Below are 15605 nucleotides of genomic sequence, written 5' to 3' on the forward strand. Positions count from 1 at the left end.
GCCCGCAGCGTGCGGCGAAAACGCAGGGCAAGGATCTGAGGGACAGGGCGTCGCACCGAGGACGGACACCCCCCGGCGCGGCCCCGACCCCACCACCGGACAGCCGGCGCTACACCAGCCACCCACCGAAACGGGCCGCCGCAGGCATCAGGGGCGCGGGGAACTGCGCGAAAGCCCCCCACCGGCCCGCGGTGAACAACGAAACCCCAGGCACCCCCAAAGGGGCGCGGGGAACTGCACGAACACCCCCACCGGCCCGCAGGTGAAAACGATGCCCCAGGCACACACAAGGGGCGCGGGGAACTGCGCACAAGGGCGTCACCGGCCCGCGGTGAACAACGAAACACCAGGCACCCCCAAAGGGGCGCGGGGAACTGCGCGAACGCCCCCACCGGCCCGCGGGTGGAAACGATGGCCCCGCCAAACTAAGGGGCGCGGGGAACTGCGCAGGGCGGCGTCACCGGCACGCCGGTGGCAAAAGGGGCCGCGGGGAACTGCGCGAAGAAGGGACTCGGCGCGCTGTCCCCCTCCGGCAGCGCGCCGCAGCCCGGCCCGCCCCCCGGCACGGCGAATGTGCCGATGGAACATTCCGTACCGGAGGACGTGACCCACTGTGACGTGCCGGCGCCCCCGAACAGGAGCGTTCCCGGACGATCTCACCCTGACGAGGGAAACAACTTGACATCATGACATTCCGTCATTTCCCTCGGCGGACGCCACGGCGTCAGATGTGCGCCGCCCCGGCCCCCGCCTCCGCGTTCTCGCCCCGCTTCGTCAGGAACGCCACCAGCACCGCCACGACGGCCACCCCGGCGGCGACGAGCGAGGCGAGGCTCATCCCGGAGATGAAGGTGTCGTGCGCGACGTCGGTGATCTTCGCGGCGATCGCCGCGGGCGTGTCCGGCGCGACGGGCGCGACACCGCCCTTGACCGCTTCGGAGGCCTGGTCGAGCTGTTCCGGCGTGAGCTGGGGCAGGCCGGCGGCCTTCCAGTTGCCGGGCAGGTCGCTGTCGACCTTGGAGGCCATCACGGCGCCCAGCACGGCCGTACCGAGGCTGCCGCCGATCTGCATGGCGGCCTGCTGGAGTCCGCCGGCGACACCGGACAGCTCCAGGGGCGCGTTGCCGACGATGACCTCGGTCGCGCCGACCATGACGGGCGCGAGCCCGAGGCCGAGGAGGGCGAACCACAGGGACATGACGGCGCTGCCGGTGCCGGTGTCCAGGGTGGACATGCCGTACATGGCGATCGCGGTGAGGGCCATGCCGCCGGCGAGCGGGACGCGCGGCCCGAACTTGGTGATCATCGCTCCGGCGAGCGGCGAGCCGACGATCATCATGCCGGTGAGCGGGAGCAGGTGCAGGCCGGCGTCGATGGGGCTCATGCCGTGCACGTTCTGCAGGTAGAAGGTGACGAAGAAGAGGCCGCCCATGAAGGCGATGGCCATGAGCACCATGAGCACGACACCGGCGGACAGCGGCACCGAGCGGAACAGCGCGAGCGGGATCAGCGGTTCCTTGACCTTGGTCTCCCACAGCGCGAACAGGGCGAAGCCGACCACGGACACCCCGACGAACAGCCAGGTGCGTCCGCCGCCCCAGCCCCAGTCGGAGGCCTTGATGAGGGCCCAGACCAGGCAGAACATCGCGCCGGAGAGCAGTCCGATGCCGAGCAGGTCGAAGCTGCGGGGGGCGTTCTCGGCGCGGTGGTCGAGCAGGATCCACACGCCGAGGACGACGGCGAGGACGCCGACGGGCACGTTGATGAAGAACACCGACTGCCAGCTGACGCGCTCGACGAGCACGCCGCCGAGGATGGGGCCGCCCGCGGTGGACGCGCCGATGACCATGCCCCAGATGCCGATGGCCATGTTGAGCTTCTCGGCGGGGAAGGTGGCCCGCAGCAGGCCGAGCGCGGCCGGCATGAGCAGCGCGCCGAACAGGCCCTGGAAGACGCGGAAGGTGACGACCAGCGCGATGCTGTCGGACAGTCCGATCGCGCCGGAGGCGGCGGCGAAGCCGACGACGCCGATCAGGAAGGTCTGGCGGTGACCGAACCGGTCACCGAGCTTGCCCGCGGTGATCAGGGAGACCGCGAGGGCGAGGAAGTAGCCGTTGGTGATCCACTGGACCTGTTCGATCGTGGCGCCCAGGTCCTGCTTGATGGCCGGGTTGGCGATCGCGACGATGGTGCCGTCCAGCGCCACCATCATGACGCCGACGGCCACGGTTATGAGGGTGAACCAGGGGTGCCCGCGCAGGCCGGCCTGCGGCGGGGCCGGCGGGGCGGCAGATGCCCGGTCCCCCGGTCCCGTGGTGTCGACGGTGGTCTGACTAGTCATGCGTGCGAGGCTAGTGACAGCTACTGACAATTGACAAATCATTTCAGAAGTCAGCGACTGCCGCATACTGGCGCACATGGAAACACTGCGCGAACGCAAGAAGCAGCGCACCCGTGACGCGCTGCTGCGCGCCGCTCTGGAGCTGTTCACGACCCGCGGGTACGAGGCGACGACGGTGGACGACATCGTCGCGGCGGTCGATGTCTCGCAGCGCACCTTCTTCCGGTACTTCGCCGGCAAGGAGGACGCCGCGCTCGCGGTGCGGGAGATGAGCGAGGCCCGTTTCGTCGAGGCGGTGCGGGCCCGCCCGCCGCACGAGGCACCGATGCAGGCGCTGCGGCAGGCGGTGATCGAGGGCTGGGACGGTCTGAGCGAGGCGGTCTCGGCGGTGGTCCCGGTGGAGCTGTACCTGCGCATGTACCGGGTGATCGAGTCGACGCCGGCGCTGCTCGCGGCGCATCTGCGGCGCTCCATGGAGGCGGAGGAGAAGATCGCGCGCATCCTCGCCGAGCGGGAGGGCGTGGACGTGGACACCGACCCTCGGCCCCGGCTGGTGGTGGCGCTGTTCGCCGGGGTGATCCGGGTGACGGAGCGGCAGTGGGGGACGGCCGCCGGCGAACTGGACGTCGCGGCGATTCGGGAGCTGACGGCGCGGTACCTGGACCAGGTGGGACCGGCGCTCGCGGAGGACTGGCGGACGCGCTGACCGTCCGCCGACGGCACCGGGAGAGGGACGGCGGGCCGACGGGAGAGGGCCGGAGGGCCTCCGGGCGGGAACCGGAGGAGCCCCCGGAACCCGGCCGCGGCCACCCCCGAGATCGCCTCCGCGGGCCCCGTCCCGCCCGAAACGTGATCCTGGTCACTCGATTCCCGCGAGACCCGCTCGTTCTCCTAGTGTGTCCTCCCAGTGACTTCCTTCGACACCTCACCGCCCCTGAACGTCTGGCGCGCACTGCTGGCGCTGGCCGTGGTGTTCGTGATGCTGGCGACCACCGGGTGGACGGCGCTGCGCCACGACCGGGTGGTGCCCGCGCTGGAGGCCTCGCTCTCCGCGTGGGAGGAGGGCAGCGTCCACGGGCGGCCCCTACCGGACCCGCGGGAGGGGCCCGCCCGTATCGCACGGTTCTTCGCCTCGCTCACCGCCCAGGACCGCACCGGTCTCGCCCGCAGCTATCCGCTGGCGGTCGGCAACATGAACGGCGCGCCCGTCGAGCTGCGGTACCGGGCCAACCGGATCGCGCTCGGGCAGGCCCGGGACTCCGAGCGGAAGCGGACGCACGACGACCGGCTCTCCCCCGCCGGACAGCGGGAGGCGGGCCGCCGGCTGCACCGCTACGAGTCGCTGATGGCTCCCGGCCGGCAGATCCTCGCCTTCGACCCGGAGGGCTCGGGCCGGGTCGCCGAGGTCTTCGGCGACCTCCGCCGGGCGCAGCGGATCTCGGTGATCGTCCCCGGCGTCGACACCGACCTGCTCACCTTCCAGCGCACCGCCCGCAGATACGCGGCCCCGGTCGGCATGGCGCAGTCGCTGTACGCGGCCGAGCGGGAGGCGAGCCCGGACACGCGTACGGCGGTGATCGCCTGGGCCGACTACACCGCGCCCGACGGGCTCGGCATCGACTCGGCGACCGCGATGCGCGCGGAGGACGGCGCCGTACGGCTGAACGCGCTGCTGCGGGCGCTGCCCGGGCAGGCGCCGGTGGCGATGTTCTGCCACAGCTACGGCTCGGTGGTGTGCGGGGTCGCGGCCCGCGGCATGCCCGGGCGGGTCGTCGACATCGCGGTCGCCGCGAGCCCCGGCATGCGGGTGGCGAAGGCCGACCGGCTCGGCACCGCCGCCCGTGTGTGGGCGATGCGGGACGCCACCGACTGGATCCAGGACGTGCCGTATCTGGAGCTGGGCGGGCTCGGCCACGGTGAGGACCCGGTGTCGGCGGCGTTCGGGGCGCGGGTGCTGTCCGCGCGGGACGCACGGGGTCACACCGGTTACTTCGAACCGGGCACCGACAGTCTGCGCAACCTCGCGGGCATCGGGGTCGGCGCGTACGACTCGGTGGAGTGTGCCCACAACGACGACGGCTGCCGGGCGGGTCTGCCCGGCGGCCCCACACCCGGACGCGCGTAGAGGCAGCGGGCTTCGCGGTCCGCGCGGGGTGGCGACGGAGGAGGACGTGCCGCATACGATGAGCCGCATGGGTGACGTACTGGCCGGATTTCATGCCGCCTGGGAGTTCGAGTCCGACTCCGTGCTCATCCGCTACGAACGGGGGATTCGAGCACCGAAGCTTCTCCAGGCTCTCGGCGAGCGGCGCGTGCCGCTCGCCGCGTTGGAAGCGGTGACCCTCACCGCGGGCAGGCGCGGCACGGTCGTGCTGCGCGCCCGCCCCCGCCCCGGCGCGGACCCGCTGATGGAGGCGGCCGACGGGCAGTTGCGGGAGAGCTGTGACCCGTACCGGCTGGTGCTGCCCGCCGGCCGGGAGACCCTCGCCGAGTACTACGCCGACGAACTGCGCGGCCTGTTGGATCCGCCGGGGCCGGCGGAGAGGTTCCTGGTGGAGGCGCCGTCGGTGCCGCGGTCGTTCAAGGCGTACGACGGCAAGGCGTCGTTCGACGGGAGCACGGTCCGCTTCCGCTGGTTCTGGACGGGCGCGTCGTCGGCGAAGTGGAAGGCCGGCGACCAGAGTTTCGCCGTGTCGGAGCTGCGCGGCGTGGAGTGGCGCTCCCCGGAGGTGTTCGAGGGGCATCTGCGGCTGCTGCGCGGGGAGTCGGAGCCGCTGCCGGCCGATCAGGACCCGTCGGCGGTGGTGTTCGGGCTGGGGTACGGGCCGGTGCACGAGTCGCTGCCGTTCGCGGCGGCGGTGCTGGCCGCCGTACGGGAGCGCGGTCCGTCGGCCGTACCGGCGGCGGTCCCGGTGGCGGCCGTGGCGCGCCGGGACCCCGCGGACATCGCCGAGCGGATCAGGCATCTCGGGGAACTGCACCGGGCGGGGCTGGTCACCGACGAGGAGTTCTCCATGAAGAAGGCCCAGCTGCTGGCGGAGCTGTGACCCCGCCGGCGCGGCGAGCGCGCCTGCCCCGGACGCCGCTCGGCACCCCGGGAGCCGCGGCTGCCGCCCCGGGCGGCGCGCGTCATCGTGTCCTTTTCGCGGCGCGGCCGGTGCGGGCCTCCGTGTAGAAGTCGATCTTCCGGTCGAGGACCGCGAGGGTGTCGCGCAGTTCGGCGATCCGGGCGAGGACGTCGCGCCGGGTCGCCTCCAGCAGTTCCCTGCGCTCCTCGTAGGTGCTGTCCCCCTCACGCACCAGCTGGGCGTAGCGCACCATGTCGGCGACCGGCATGCCCGTCAGGCGCAGTTTGCCGACGAGGTCGAGCCAGTCGAGGTCGCGGTTGGTGTAGCGGCGCTGGCCGGTGTGCGAGCGGTCGATGTGGTCCATCAGTCCGATCCGCTCGTACCAGCGCAGGGTGTGGGCGGTCAGCCCGGTGAAGGCGGCGACCTCGCTGATGGTGTAGCGGTCCTGGCCGTCGGGCCGGGGATGGCGCGGCGGCGGGGCGGCGCAGATGTCGGTCCGGGTGGCTTTCTCCTCGGCCTGCTCCGGGCCTGAGGCCGTGGTCTGCATCACCGTCATGGCCTCCACGCTATGACCTTCGAGTGCACTCCAAGCAAGCGTCGCGGGTGAGAACCGGGTGCGGAACGGACCCCTGGGCGAGTCGGGTCCGGGCAGCGCTTAGGCTCGACGGCATGTCGCTGAACAGCCTCGCGTCGATAGAGAACTGGCCGGTCCCCGCCGCCGCGGCGGGTGTCGTACGGGCCGACGGGACCGTGCTCGGTGTGCACGGTCCGGCCGGGCGGCGGTTCCCGCTGGCCTCGGTCACCAAGCCGCTGGCGGCCTACGCCGTCCTCGTCGCGTACGAGGAGGGGGCGATCGAGCTGGACGAGCCGGCCGGTCCCCCTGGCTCGACGGTCCGCCATCTCCTCGCCCACACCTCCGGGCTCGCGTTCGACGAGCACAGGGCGACGAGTGCGCCCGGGGAGCGGCGGCTGTACTCCAACACCGGTTTCGAGCAGCTCGGCGACCATGTGGCGAAGGCGACGGACATCCCGTTCGCGGAGTATCTGCGGCAGGCGGTGCTGGAGCCGCTGGGCATGACGGCGACGTCGCTGGAGGGCTCGCCCGCCAAGGACGGCGTGTCGACGGTGGAGGATCTGCTGCGGTTCGCGGCGGAGGTGCAGGCGCCTCGGCTGCTGGACCCGCGGACGGTCGCCGCGGCGATGACGGTGCAGTTCCCCGGCACGAAGGGCGTGCTGCCGGGGTACGGCCACCAGAACCCCAACGACTGGGGGCTCGGTTTCGAGATCCGCGACGGCAAGTCCCCGCACTGGACGGGCGCCTCGTCCTCGCCGCGCGCCTTCGGGCACTTCGGGCAGTCGGGTACGTTCCTGTGGATCGACCCGGACGCGGGCGCGGCCTGCGTGGCGCTGACGGACCGGGCGTTCGGGCCGTGGGCGGTCGAGGCGTGGCCGCCGTTCACGGACGCGGTCCTCGCCGAGCTGCGGACCTGACCCGTAACCCGCCTCCCCTCTTCCGCTACCCTCCCTGTGCGCACGGGGGACGTTCGCCCGACCGGCCGGCTGTGGGACGCGACGCATGCCCGGACGCGGGGACGGTCCGGGCATCGAGCCCCCGGCCGGGCCGACGTCGTGGATCACGGGGGAAGACAGGGATGGCAGGAGCACAACAGCAGGGTCAGTTCCGTCCGCTGGAGGCGGGCGACCCGGCGTCGGTCGCCGGCTACCGGCTCGCAGCCCGCCTCGGCTCCGGCGGAATGGGCACCGTCTATCTGTCGTACACGCCGGGCGGGCATCCGATCGCGCTGAAGATGATCCGGCCGGAGCTGAGCGAGGACCCCGAGTTCCGCCGCCGCTTCCGCCAGGAGGTGCAGGCCGCGCAGCGGGTGCAGGGCCTGTACACGGCCCCGGTCATCGACTACGACACCGAGGGCACCACCCCGTGGCTGGCCACCGCCTATGTGGCGGGCCCGTCGCTGGCGTCCGCGGTCGCCGAGCACGGCCCGCTGCCGCTGTCGTCGGTGCTGCTGCTGCTCGCCGGGATGGCCGAGGCGCTGTCCGTGGTGCACGGCGCGGGCATCGTGCACCGCGACCTGAAGCCGTCCAATGTGCTGCTGGCGTCCGACGGGCCGCGGGTGATCGACTTCGGTATCGCGCGGGCCGTCGACGCGACCTCGCTCACCGGCACTGGTGTCTCCGTCGGCACCCCGGCGTTCATGGCGCCCGAGCAGGCCGCCGGGCAGCCGGTGACCGCTGCGGCGGACGTCTTCGCGCTCGGGCAGGTCGCGGTGTACGCGGCACGGGGCCGCGGCGCGTACGGCGACGGCCCCTCGCACGCGGTGCTGTACCGGATCGTGCACGAGGAGCCCGATCTGGAGGGGCTGCCCGAGGAGCTGTCGTTCCTCGCCCGCTGTCTGGCCAAGGACCCCGCCGAGCGGCCCTCGCCGGCCGAGCTGATCACGCTGTGCCAGGCGGCGTCGCCTACGCCGCTGCGGCAGTCCGGGTCCTGGCTGCCGGAGCCGATCGAGGAGCAGATCACCCAGCGGGTCTCCGCCTCCGCCGCGCTCGCCGCCGCTCCCACGGCCGCGCCGTCCGCGCCGCCGCCCACCGCGCCGGTCACGCAGCTCGACGCGTCGTCCGCCGGGCACGCGGCGCCCACGGTGGCGGCGGGCCCGGCGACTCCGCCGCCGACGGCCGCGGCCGGCCCCGCCACACCTGCGCCCTCGGTCCCGGCCGGGCCGCCGACCCCGCCTCCGGCGCCCGTGCACGCCGCGCCGACCGTCGTCGCGGGCCCGCAGCCGCAGCACCCCGGCATGCAGGCCACTCCCCCGCCGGGTTTCGCGCCGGGCCCGGCGACGCCGCCGCCGTTCGCCCACGGGCAGCCGGTCCCGCACGGACCGCACCCCATGGCGGGCCCGCACACCGTGCCCGGCCCGCACCCCGGATGGCAGCCGCGGCCCCTGCCGCCGCGCAAGCGGACCGGCCGGTACGTGGGGATCGGCATCGCCGTCGTCGCGGGTCTGGTCTGGCTGGGCGGCTGCCTGTCGGTGGTGAACAACCTCAACGACGGCCAGGACTCCAAGAGCGGCGGCTCCGAATCCTCCGCTGCCTCCGGCGGCTCCGACGGCGACGGCTCCTCGGCCTCGCCGCAGGCTCTGCCGGACCCGGAGCCGGTCACCTTCCGCGGCGTCACCATCCCGCACGACTACTGGATCCGGTTCGCGGACTCCCCGCCCAAGCCGTACACCGAGGAGAGCTCCAACGCCGCCTACGGCGACAACGCGGAGCTGTACTACGACGACGACGTCTCGTACTCGGACGACAAGTCGCCGGTGATCGGCACCGACAGCGAGCGGATGGTGCTGCTGTCCAACAGCGAGAAAGGCTCGCTGGCCACCTGCCGCAGCGTGACCCGGTACACGAAGAAGGTCCATCTGTCGCGGCTGAGCAAGGGCTCGCAGCTGTGCGTGCACACGAACTCCGGACACATCGCGCTGGTCACCTTCCAGGGCGCGTCCCCGGAGAACGACCCCAGCGACTACATCACCGTCGACCTGACGGTGTGGCGCAACGCCGAGGAGCCCACCGAGTCGTAGCGAGCCGGATCACCCCGACCCGGACACCGGTCGGGGGTGCGTCATCTCCCACAGCAGCACCTCCGCCGGTTCCCGGGCGAGCAGCTCCAGCCCCTCGGCGTCCGTGATCCGCACCGCGTCCCCGGCGTCCAGCTCCTCCCCGGCGAGCCGGACCCGGCCGCGCACGACATGCGCGTACACGTACGGCGCGTCGGGTACGGCGGTGCGCTCCCCGGCGCCGGGACGGCTGACGTGCAGGACCGCGCCGGCCTCGGGCACGGGATAGGGCGTACCGTCGGCGAGGCCGCGGACGACCTCGTGGAAGGGGTCGCCGCCCGGTTCCAGCGGGGCCAGCCACATCTGCACGAACGTCAGCGGCCGGTCCCCGTCGTTGCGTTCGACGTGCCGTACGCCGGACGCGGAGCTGAGCCGCTGCACGTCCCCGGCGCGCACCAGGCTCTCCCGGCCGAGGGAGTCGCGGTGGGTCAGCTCGCCCTCGACGACCCAGGTGACGATCTCGGTGTGGCTGTGCGGGTGCTCGTCGAACCCGGCGCCGGGCGCGAGCCGCTCCTCGTTGCAGGCGACGAGCGCGCCGAAGCGGAGGTTGGCCGGGTCGTAGTGCGGGCCGAAGGAGAAGGCGTGCCGGGAGACGATCCCGGCGTCGGGTTCGCCGCCCGGATACCGGTCGCCGGCGCGCTGTACGTCCACCATCACGGCCCCCACCGTAGCGGTGCCGCGGGGTGCCGCGGAGCACGGCACGGGCGGGTGATCCCCACCCGGCCATACACGCCCCCGTCCCGATAAGGCACCCTTGTCCCGTGCCCGAACCCGAGAATCGCCGTCCCGGCTCCCTTCCGCATGACGCCCACCCGCACGCCGCGACCCTGAAGCGGCTGGAGAAGTCCTCCGGCTCGCTCGCCGCGCAGGCCATCGCGCGGATGGACGAGACGCTGCCGTGGTACCGGGCGATGCCCCCGGAGAACCGTTCCTGGATCGGGCTGGTCGCGCAGGCCGGTATCGCCGCGTTCACGGAGTGGTTCCGGCACCCGGACGCGCCGCAGGCGATCTCCACGGACGTGTTCGGCACGGCGCCGCGCGAGCTGACCCGGGCGATCACGCTGCGGCAGACCGTGGAGATGGTGCGCACCACCATCGAGGTGATGGAGTCGGCCATCGACGAGGTGGCCGCGCCCGGCGACGAGAGCGTGCTGCGTGAGGCGCTGCTGGTGTACGCGCGGGAGATCGCGTTCGCGACCGCGCAGGTGTACGCGCAGGCCGCCGAGGCACGCGGTGCCTGGGACGCGCGTCTGGAGTCCCTCGTGGTGAACGCGGTGCTGAGCGGGGAGGCCGACGAGGGCGCCGTCAGCCGGGCCGCGGCGCTCGGCTGGAACTCGCCGGAACATGTGTGCGTGGTGCTGGGCACCGCGCCCGACGGGGACAGCGAGCTGACCGTGGAGGCGATCCGGCGGGCCGCCCGCCACGCCAAGCTACAGGTGCTGACCGGGGTGCTCGGCAGCCGGCTCGTGGTGATCGCGGGCGGCAGCGACAATCCGCTGGCCGTGGCGAAGTCGCTGATCGGGCCGTTCGCGGCGGGCCCGGTGGTGGCCGGGCCGGTGGTGCCGGACCTGCTGGCGGCGACCCGGTCCGCGCAGGCCGCCGCGGCGGGACTGAAGGCGTGCTCGGCGTGGCAGGATGCGCCGCGGCCGGTGCTGGCGGACGATCTGCTGCCGGAGCGTGCGATCGCCGGTGATCCGAACGCGCGCGAGCAGTTGGTGGAGGAGATCTACAGACCGCTGGAGGAGGCCGGGTCGGCGCTGCTGGAGACACTGAGCGTGTATCTGGAGCAGGCGAGCAGTCTGGAGGGTGCGGCGCGGATGCTCTTCGTCCACCCGAACACCGTGCGCTACCGGCTCCGACGTGTGACAGATGTCACCGGATGGTCGCCGTCCGATGTACGCTCCGCTTTCACCCTTCGCATCGCGCTCATCCTGGGGCGTCTGGCCGACGGAGATCCCCAGACCTAGCCTTTGTCGAGGGTCCACAAAACCCCCTCGTGTTCTTCGTCCTTGTCCCCACGGGCGGCCGTGCCCGTCTGCAAGAGAGAGTGTGAGAGTGCTCGTACTCGTCGCTCCCGGCCAGGGCGCCCAGACGCCCGGCTTCCTGACCCCCTGGCTCGACCTGCCCGGTGCCGCGGACCGCGTCGCCGCGTGGTCGGACGCCATCGGACTGGACCTCGCCCACTACGGCACGAAGGCCGACGCGGAGGAGATCCGGGACACCGCGGTGGCCCAGCCGCTGCTGGTGGCCGCCGGTCTGCTCTCGTTCGGCGCGCTCGGCGAGGTGGCACCCGGTGCCGTCGCCGGCCACAGCGTCGGTGAGATCACGGCCGCCGCGTTCGCGGGTGTCCTCGACGACACCGCCGCGCTGACCCTCGTGCGCAAGCGGGGTCTGGCGATGGCGGAGGCCGCCGCGATCACCCCGACGGGCATGTCGGCGCTGCTGGGCGGCGACCCGGCGACGACGCTGCCGCACCTGGAGAAGCTGGGCCTGACCCCGGCCAACGTCAACGGTGCGGGCCAGATCGTGGCCGCGGGCACGCTGGAGCAGCTCGCCGCGCTGGAGGCGGACAAGCCGGAGGGTGTCCGCCGGGTCGTGCCGCTGAAGGTGGCCGGCGCCTTCCACACGCACCACATGGCGCCCGCGGTCGACAAGCTGGCGGAGGCCGCGCAGGGTCTCGCGCCGGCCGACCCGAAGGTGCCGTACGTGTCGAACAAGGACGGCAGGGCCGTGACGGCGGGGGACGAGGTCGTCTCGCGTCTGGTCGGCCAGGTCGCCAACCCGGTCCGCTGGGACCTGTGCATGGAGACGTTCAAGGAGCTGGGCGCCACCGCCCTGATCGAGGTGTGCCCGGGCGGCACCCTCACCGGCATCGCGAAGCGCGCCCTGCCGGGTGTGGCGACGCTGGCCCTGAAGACCCCCGACGACCTCGACGCGGCCCGCGACCTCATCGCAGAGCACGCCTGAGACGCCCAAGGAGCCGATTCGAAGATGGCGAAGATCAAGGCCGGCAAGGGCGCCCCGTACGCGCGCATCCTCGGCGTGGGCGGCTACCGCCCGACCCGGGTCGTGCCGAACGAGGTGATCCTCGAGAAGATCGACTCGTCCGACGAGTGGATCCGTTCCCGCTCGGGCATCCAGACCCGCCACTGGGCGAACGACGAGGAGACCGTCGCCGCGATGTCCATCGAGGCGTCCGGCAAGGCGATCGCCGACGCCGGGATCTCCGCCGAGCAGATCGGCGCGGTCGTCGTCTCCACGGTGTCGCATTTCAAGCAGACCCCGGCGGTGGCGACGGAGATCGCGGACAAGCTGGGCACGGACAAGGCCGCCGCCTTCGACATCTCGGCCGGCTGCGCGGGCTTCGGTTACGGCCTGACCCTCGCCAAGGGCATGATCGTCGAGGGCAGCGCCGAGTACGTGCTGGTGATCGGCGTGGAGCGGCTGAGCGACCTGACCGACCTGGAGGACCGGGCGACGGCCTTCCTGTTCGGTGACGGTGCCGGCGCGGTCGTGGTCGGTCCCTCGCAGGAGCCGGCGATCGGCCCGACCGTGTGGGGCTCCGAGGGCGACAAGTCGGAGACGATCAAGCAGACGGTGCCGTGGACGGCGTACCGTGAGGGCACGGTGGAGCGGTTCCCGGCCATCACCCAGGAGGGTCAGGCGGTCTTCCGCTGGGCCGTGTTCGAGATGGCGAAGGTCGCCCAGCAGGCGCTGGACGCGGCCGGGATCACCTCGGACGACCTGGACGTGTTCATTCCGCACCAGGCCAACGAGCGGATCATCGACTCGCTGGCGAAGACTCTCAAGCTGCCGGAGTCGGTCACGATCGCCCGTGACATCCGGACCACCGGCAACACCTCGGCCGCCTCGATCCCGCTCGCGATGGAGCGGCTCCTGGCGACCGGTGAGGCGAAGAGCGGTGACACCGCACTCGTCATCGGCTTCGGGGCGGGTCTCGTGTACGCCGCGACGGTCGTTACTCTCCCCTAGGCACTCCGTGCCGGATCACCCGGTCCGGACACGGTGGGTACCGCTACACCTCTGGAATATCAACGAAGGAGCGCCAACATGGCCGCCACTCAGGAAGAGATCGTCGCCGGTCTCGCCGAGATCGTGAACGAGATCGCCGGGATCCCGGTTGAGGACGTCCAGCTGGACAAGTCCTTCACCGACGACCTGGACGTCGACTCGCTGTCCATGGTCGAGGTCGTCGTCGCCGCCGAAGAGCGCTTCGACGTGAAGATCCCGGACGACGACGTCAAGAACCTCAAGACCGTCGGCGACGCGACCGACTACATCCTCAAGCACCAGGCCTGAGCCACTGCATGGGCCGGGTAGCCCCGGCCCCGCCACCCGGCGGTGGCGCCGCTCGATCCTCTGATCCGTTGGAGAAAGATTTCCCGTGAGCCCGACCAATCGCACCGTGGTCGTCACCGGTATCGGCGCAACCACACCGCTGGGTGGCGACGCAGCCTCGACCTGGGAGGGTCTGGTCGCCGGTCGTTCCGGCGTCAGCCCGCTGGAGCAGGAATGGGCGGCCGAGCTGCCGGTCCGTATCGCCGCGCAGATCGCCGTCGACCCGGGTGAGGTCATTCCCCGCCCGCAGGCACGCAAGCTGGACCGTTCGGCGCAGTTCGCGCTGATCGCCGCCCGCGAGGCGTGGAAGGACGCCGGGTTCACCGGCCGGGCCGGCGAGGACCCGTCCGTGGACCCGCACCGGCTGGGTGCGGTCGTCGCCTCCGGCATCGGCGGCGTGACCACGCTGCTGGACCAGTACGACATCCTGCGCGAGAAGGGTGTCCGTCGGGTCTCCCCGCACACCGTTCCGATGCTGATGCCCAACTCCCCGGCGGCGAACGTCGGTATCGAGCTGGGCGCGCAGGCCGGTGTGCACACCCCTGTCTCGGCGTGCGCGTCCGGTGCCGAGGCCATCGGCTACGCCATCGAGATGATCCGTACGGGCCGCGCCGATGTCGTCGTCGCGGGCGGTACGGAGGCGGCGATCCACCCGCTGCCCATCGCCGCGTTCGGCAACATGATGGCGATGTCGAAGAACAACGACGACCCGCAGGGCGCCTCCCGCCCCTTCGACGTCGACCGCAACGGTTTCGTCCTCGGCGAGGGCGCCGGTGTGCTGGTCCTGGAGTCGGAGGAGCACGCGAAGGCGCGCGGGGCCCGGATCTACGTGGAGGCCGTCGGCCAGGGCATCTCCGCCGACGCGCACCACATCACGCAGCCGGAGCCGTCCGGCACGGGCATCGCGGCGGCGCTGCAGAACCTGATGGAGAACACCGACCTGGACCCGGCGGAGATCGTGCACGTCAACGCGCACGCCACGTCGACGCCGCAGGGCGACATCGGTGAGATCAAGGCGCTGCGCAAGGCGTTCGGCGACCACGTGGACCACATGGCCGTCTCGGCGACCAAGTCGATGACGGGTCATCTGCTGGGCGGCGCGGGCGGTATCGAGTCGGTCGCCTCGGTGCTGGCCCTGCACAACCGGCTGGCCCCGCCGACCATCAACGTGGCCACCCTCGACCCCGAGGTCGACGCGGACATCGTGCGTGACGAGGCGCGGAAGCTGCCCGTGGAGGGCCGTATCGCCGCGCTGAACGACTCGTTCGGCTTCGGCGGGCACAACGTGGTGCTGGCGTTCCGCACGATCTGATCGCGGCGCAGAGCCGTGCAAGCACGGCAGGGCCCGTACCTCCGAGAGGGGGTACGGGCCCTGCGTCGTGTGTGCCGCCGGGTGCCGATGAGTGCCTTTGTGTGCGTCCGTCGCCTGGCCGTGGGGCGTGCGTGGCCGCGGGATGCCCTGCCGGTGCCGCCGGGGCGGGGTCAGACCACCTGGTGGAGCCAGCGGACCGGGGCGCCCTCACCGGCGTACCGGAACGGCTCCAGTTCGTCGTCCCAGGGCTTGCCGAGCAGCTTGGACAGCTCGGCCTCCAGGTCGGTCTCGCCGCGTCGGCTGCGCAGCAGGGCGGCACGCAGCCGGTCCTCCGGGATGAGGATGTCGCCGTGGATGCCGGTGACGGCGTGGAAGATGCCGAGGTCGGGGGTGCAGGAGTAGCGCTCGCCCTCGGCGGTGGCGCAGGGCTCGGCGGTCACCTCGAAGCGCAGCAGCTGCCAGCCGCGCAGCGCGGACGCCAGTTTGGACGCCGTGCCGGGCTCGCCCTGCCAGGAGAACTCGGAGCGCCAGGTGCCGGGTGCCGCGGGCTGCCGGATCCAGTCGAGGTTGACGCGTGTGCCGAGCACCCCGGCGACGGCCCACTCGACGTGCGGGCACAGCGCGCGCGGCGCGGAGTGCACGTACAGAACTCCACGTGTCGTCACCGGGACCTCCGGAGGGGCGGGTCGTCTTGCGGGCTGGCACAGCGGCGGCGGCAGGGCTGCCACGTTGATGGCGAGGCTACCGTGCGGCGGCGCGAGGAGTGTGACGTACCGTCGGTCCCGGTGTGCTGAAACCCCCGCCATTCACCCAGGGGGACGCTTGTGGGGGTGTGAGCCGTTGCACGGCACGACCGGGGAACCCTCGCGCGTTGTCATGGGGGGAGAGATCTTTCG

General features: G+C 72.4%; 14 protein-coding genes. 10 read left to right on the forward strand and 4 right to left on the reverse strand.

Annotation, left to right across the window (positions count from 1 at the left end; translation table 11 throughout):
• Positions 1–724: 724 nt before the first annotated feature.
• Positions 725–2341, reverse strand: a complete 1617-nt coding sequence (locus MTQ10_RS02270) for an MFS transporter (protein ID WP_247461623.1) — start codon at positions 2339–2341, stop codon at positions 725–727.
• Positions 2342–2417: 76 nt separating this feature from the next.
• Between MTQ10_RS02270 and MTQ10_RS02275 the strand changes: the two genes are divergently transcribed.
• From MTQ10_RS02275 to MTQ10_RS02285, 3 genes are all read left to right on the forward strand, one after another.
• Positions 2418–3047, forward strand: coding sequence for a TetR family transcriptional regulator (locus MTQ10_RS02275; RefSeq protein ID WP_247461625.1), 630 nt, complete (start codon positions 2418–2420; stop codon positions 3045–3047).
• A gap of 201 nt (positions 3048–3248) precedes the next feature.
• Positions 3249–4466 carry an alpha/beta hydrolase gene (locus tag MTQ10_RS02280; RefSeq protein WP_247461627.1) on the forward strand — a complete coding sequence of 406 codons (1218 nt, stop codon included), beginning with the start codon at positions 3249–3251 and terminating at the stop codon, positions 4464–4466.
• 58 nt (positions 4467–4524) lie between these two features.
• On the forward strand, positions 4525–5388 hold the full coding sequence (locus MTQ10_RS02285) for a DUF4429 domain-containing protein (protein WP_247461629.1): 864 nt from the start codon (positions 4525–4527) through the stop codon (positions 5386–5388).
• A gap of 82 nt (positions 5389–5470) precedes the next feature.
• On the opposite strand, the gene MTQ10_RS02290 is transcribed toward MTQ10_RS02285, so the two are convergent.
• Positions 5471–5965 carry a MerR family transcriptional regulator gene (locus MTQ10_RS02290; RefSeq protein WP_247461631.1) on the reverse strand — a complete coding sequence of 165 codons (495 nt, stop codon included), beginning with the start codon at positions 5963–5965 and terminating at the stop codon, positions 5471–5473.
• A 113-nt stretch (positions 5966–6078) separates the two neighbouring features.
• On the opposite strand from MTQ10_RS02290, the gene MTQ10_RS02295 reads away from it, so the two are divergent.
• Positions 6079–6900 carry a serine hydrolase domain-containing protein gene (locus tag MTQ10_RS02295; RefSeq protein WP_247461633.1) on the forward strand — a complete coding sequence of 274 codons (822 nt, stop codon included), beginning with the start codon at positions 6079–6081 and terminating at the stop codon, positions 6898–6900.
• A gap of 161 nt (positions 6901–7061) precedes the next feature.
• A complete protein-coding gene (locus MTQ10_RS02300) occupies positions 7062–9002 on the forward strand; it encodes a serine/threonine-protein kinase (protein ID WP_247461635.1) in 1941 nt (646 codons plus the stop codon).
• Positions 9003–9011: 9 nt separating this feature from the next.
• On the opposite strand, the gene MTQ10_RS02305 is transcribed toward MTQ10_RS02300, so the two are convergent.
• Entirely contained in the window at positions 9012–9692 is a 681-nt protein-coding gene (locus tag MTQ10_RS02305; RefSeq protein ID WP_247461705.1) for a pirin family protein, read from the reverse strand.
• Between the two features lie 107 nt (positions 9693–9799).
• Here MTQ10_RS02305 and fasR point away from each other — a divergent pair, with 107 nt between their 5' ends.
• The 5 genes from fasR to fabF all read left to right on the forward strand — a co-directional run bounded on the left by fasR (position 9800) and on the right by fabF (position 14709).
• The gene (fasR, locus tag MTQ10_RS02310; protein ID WP_247461637.1) at positions 9800–11005 is read left to right on the forward strand and encodes a fatty acid biosynthesis transcriptional regulator FasR; all 1206 of its coding nucleotides are present in this window, start codon (positions 9800–9802) and stop codon (positions 11003–11005) included.
• Between the two features lie 88 nt (positions 11006–11093).
• Complete coding sequence (locus tag MTQ10_RS02315; protein ID WP_247461640.1) at positions 11094–12005, forward strand: ACP S-malonyltransferase; 912 nt, start codon at positions 11094–11096, stop codon at positions 12003–12005.
• 24 nt (positions 12006–12029) lie between these two features.
• Entirely contained in the window at positions 12030–13031 is a 1002-nt protein-coding gene (locus MTQ10_RS02320) for a ketoacyl-ACP synthase III (protein WP_247461642.1), read from the forward strand.
• A 78-nt stretch (positions 13032–13109) separates the two neighbouring features.
• Complete coding sequence (locus MTQ10_RS02325) at positions 13110–13358, forward strand: acyl carrier protein (RefSeq protein WP_004931691.1); 249 nt, start codon at positions 13110–13112, stop codon at positions 13356–13358.
• Positions 13359–13443: 85 nt separating this feature from the next.
• A complete protein-coding gene (fabF, locus tag MTQ10_RS02330) occupies positions 13444–14709 on the forward strand; it encodes a beta-ketoacyl-ACP synthase II (protein ID WP_247461644.1) in 1266 nt (421 codons plus the stop codon).
• A 170-nt stretch (positions 14710–14879) separates the two neighbouring features.
• Here the strand turns inward: fabF and MTQ10_RS02335 are convergent, their stop codons facing one another.
• Positions 14880–15374 (reverse strand): DUF3145 domain-containing protein, encoded by a 495-nt coding sequence (locus MTQ10_RS02335; protein ID WP_247461646.1) that lies wholly within the window; start codon positions 15372–15374, stop codon positions 14880–14882.
• Positions 15375–15605 lie beyond the last annotated feature (231 nt).

Origin of the sequence: Streptomyces sp. XM83C (assembly GCF_023072675.1) — a bacterium.
GTDB lineage: Bacteria > Actinomycetota > Actinomycetes > Streptomycetales > Streptomycetaceae > Streptomyces > Streptomyces thermocoprophilus.

Coding starts and splice junctions, on each gene's coding strand:
- MTQ10_RS02270 (WP_247461623.1), bottom strand. CDS start 2,341: ATGACTAGTCAGACCACCGTCGACACCACGGGACCGGGGGACCGGGCA.
- MTQ10_RS02275 (WP_247461625.1), top strand. CDS start 2,418: ATGGAAACACTGCGCGAACGCAAGAAGCAGCGCACCCGTGACGCGCTG.
- MTQ10_RS02285 (WP_247461629.1), top strand. CDS start 4,525: ATGAGCCGCATGGGTGACGTACTGGCCGGATTTCATGCCGCCTGGGAG.
- MTQ10_RS02290 (WP_247461631.1), bottom strand. CDS start 5,965: ATGACGGTGATGCAGACCACGGCCTCAGGCCCGGAGCAGGCCGAGGAG.
- MTQ10_RS02295 (WP_247461633.1), top strand. CDS start 6,079: ATGTCGCTGAACAGCCTCGCGTCGATAGAGAACTGGCCGGTCCCCGCC.
- MTQ10_RS02300 (WP_247461635.1), top strand. CDS start 7,062: ATGGCAGGAGCACAACAGCAGGGTCAGTTCCGTCCGCTGGAGGCGGGC.
- MTQ10_RS02305 (WP_247461705.1), bottom strand. CDS start 9,692: ATGGTGGACGTACAGCGCGCCGGCGACCGGTATCCGGGCGGCGAACCC.
- MTQ10_RS02320 (WP_247461642.1), top strand. CDS start 12,030: ATGGCGAAGATCAAGGCCGGCAAGGGCGCCCCGTACGCGCGCATCCTC.
- MTQ10_RS02325 (WP_004931691.1), top strand. CDS start 13,110: ATGGCCGCCACTCAGGAAGAGATCGTCGCCGGTCTCGCCGAGATCGTG.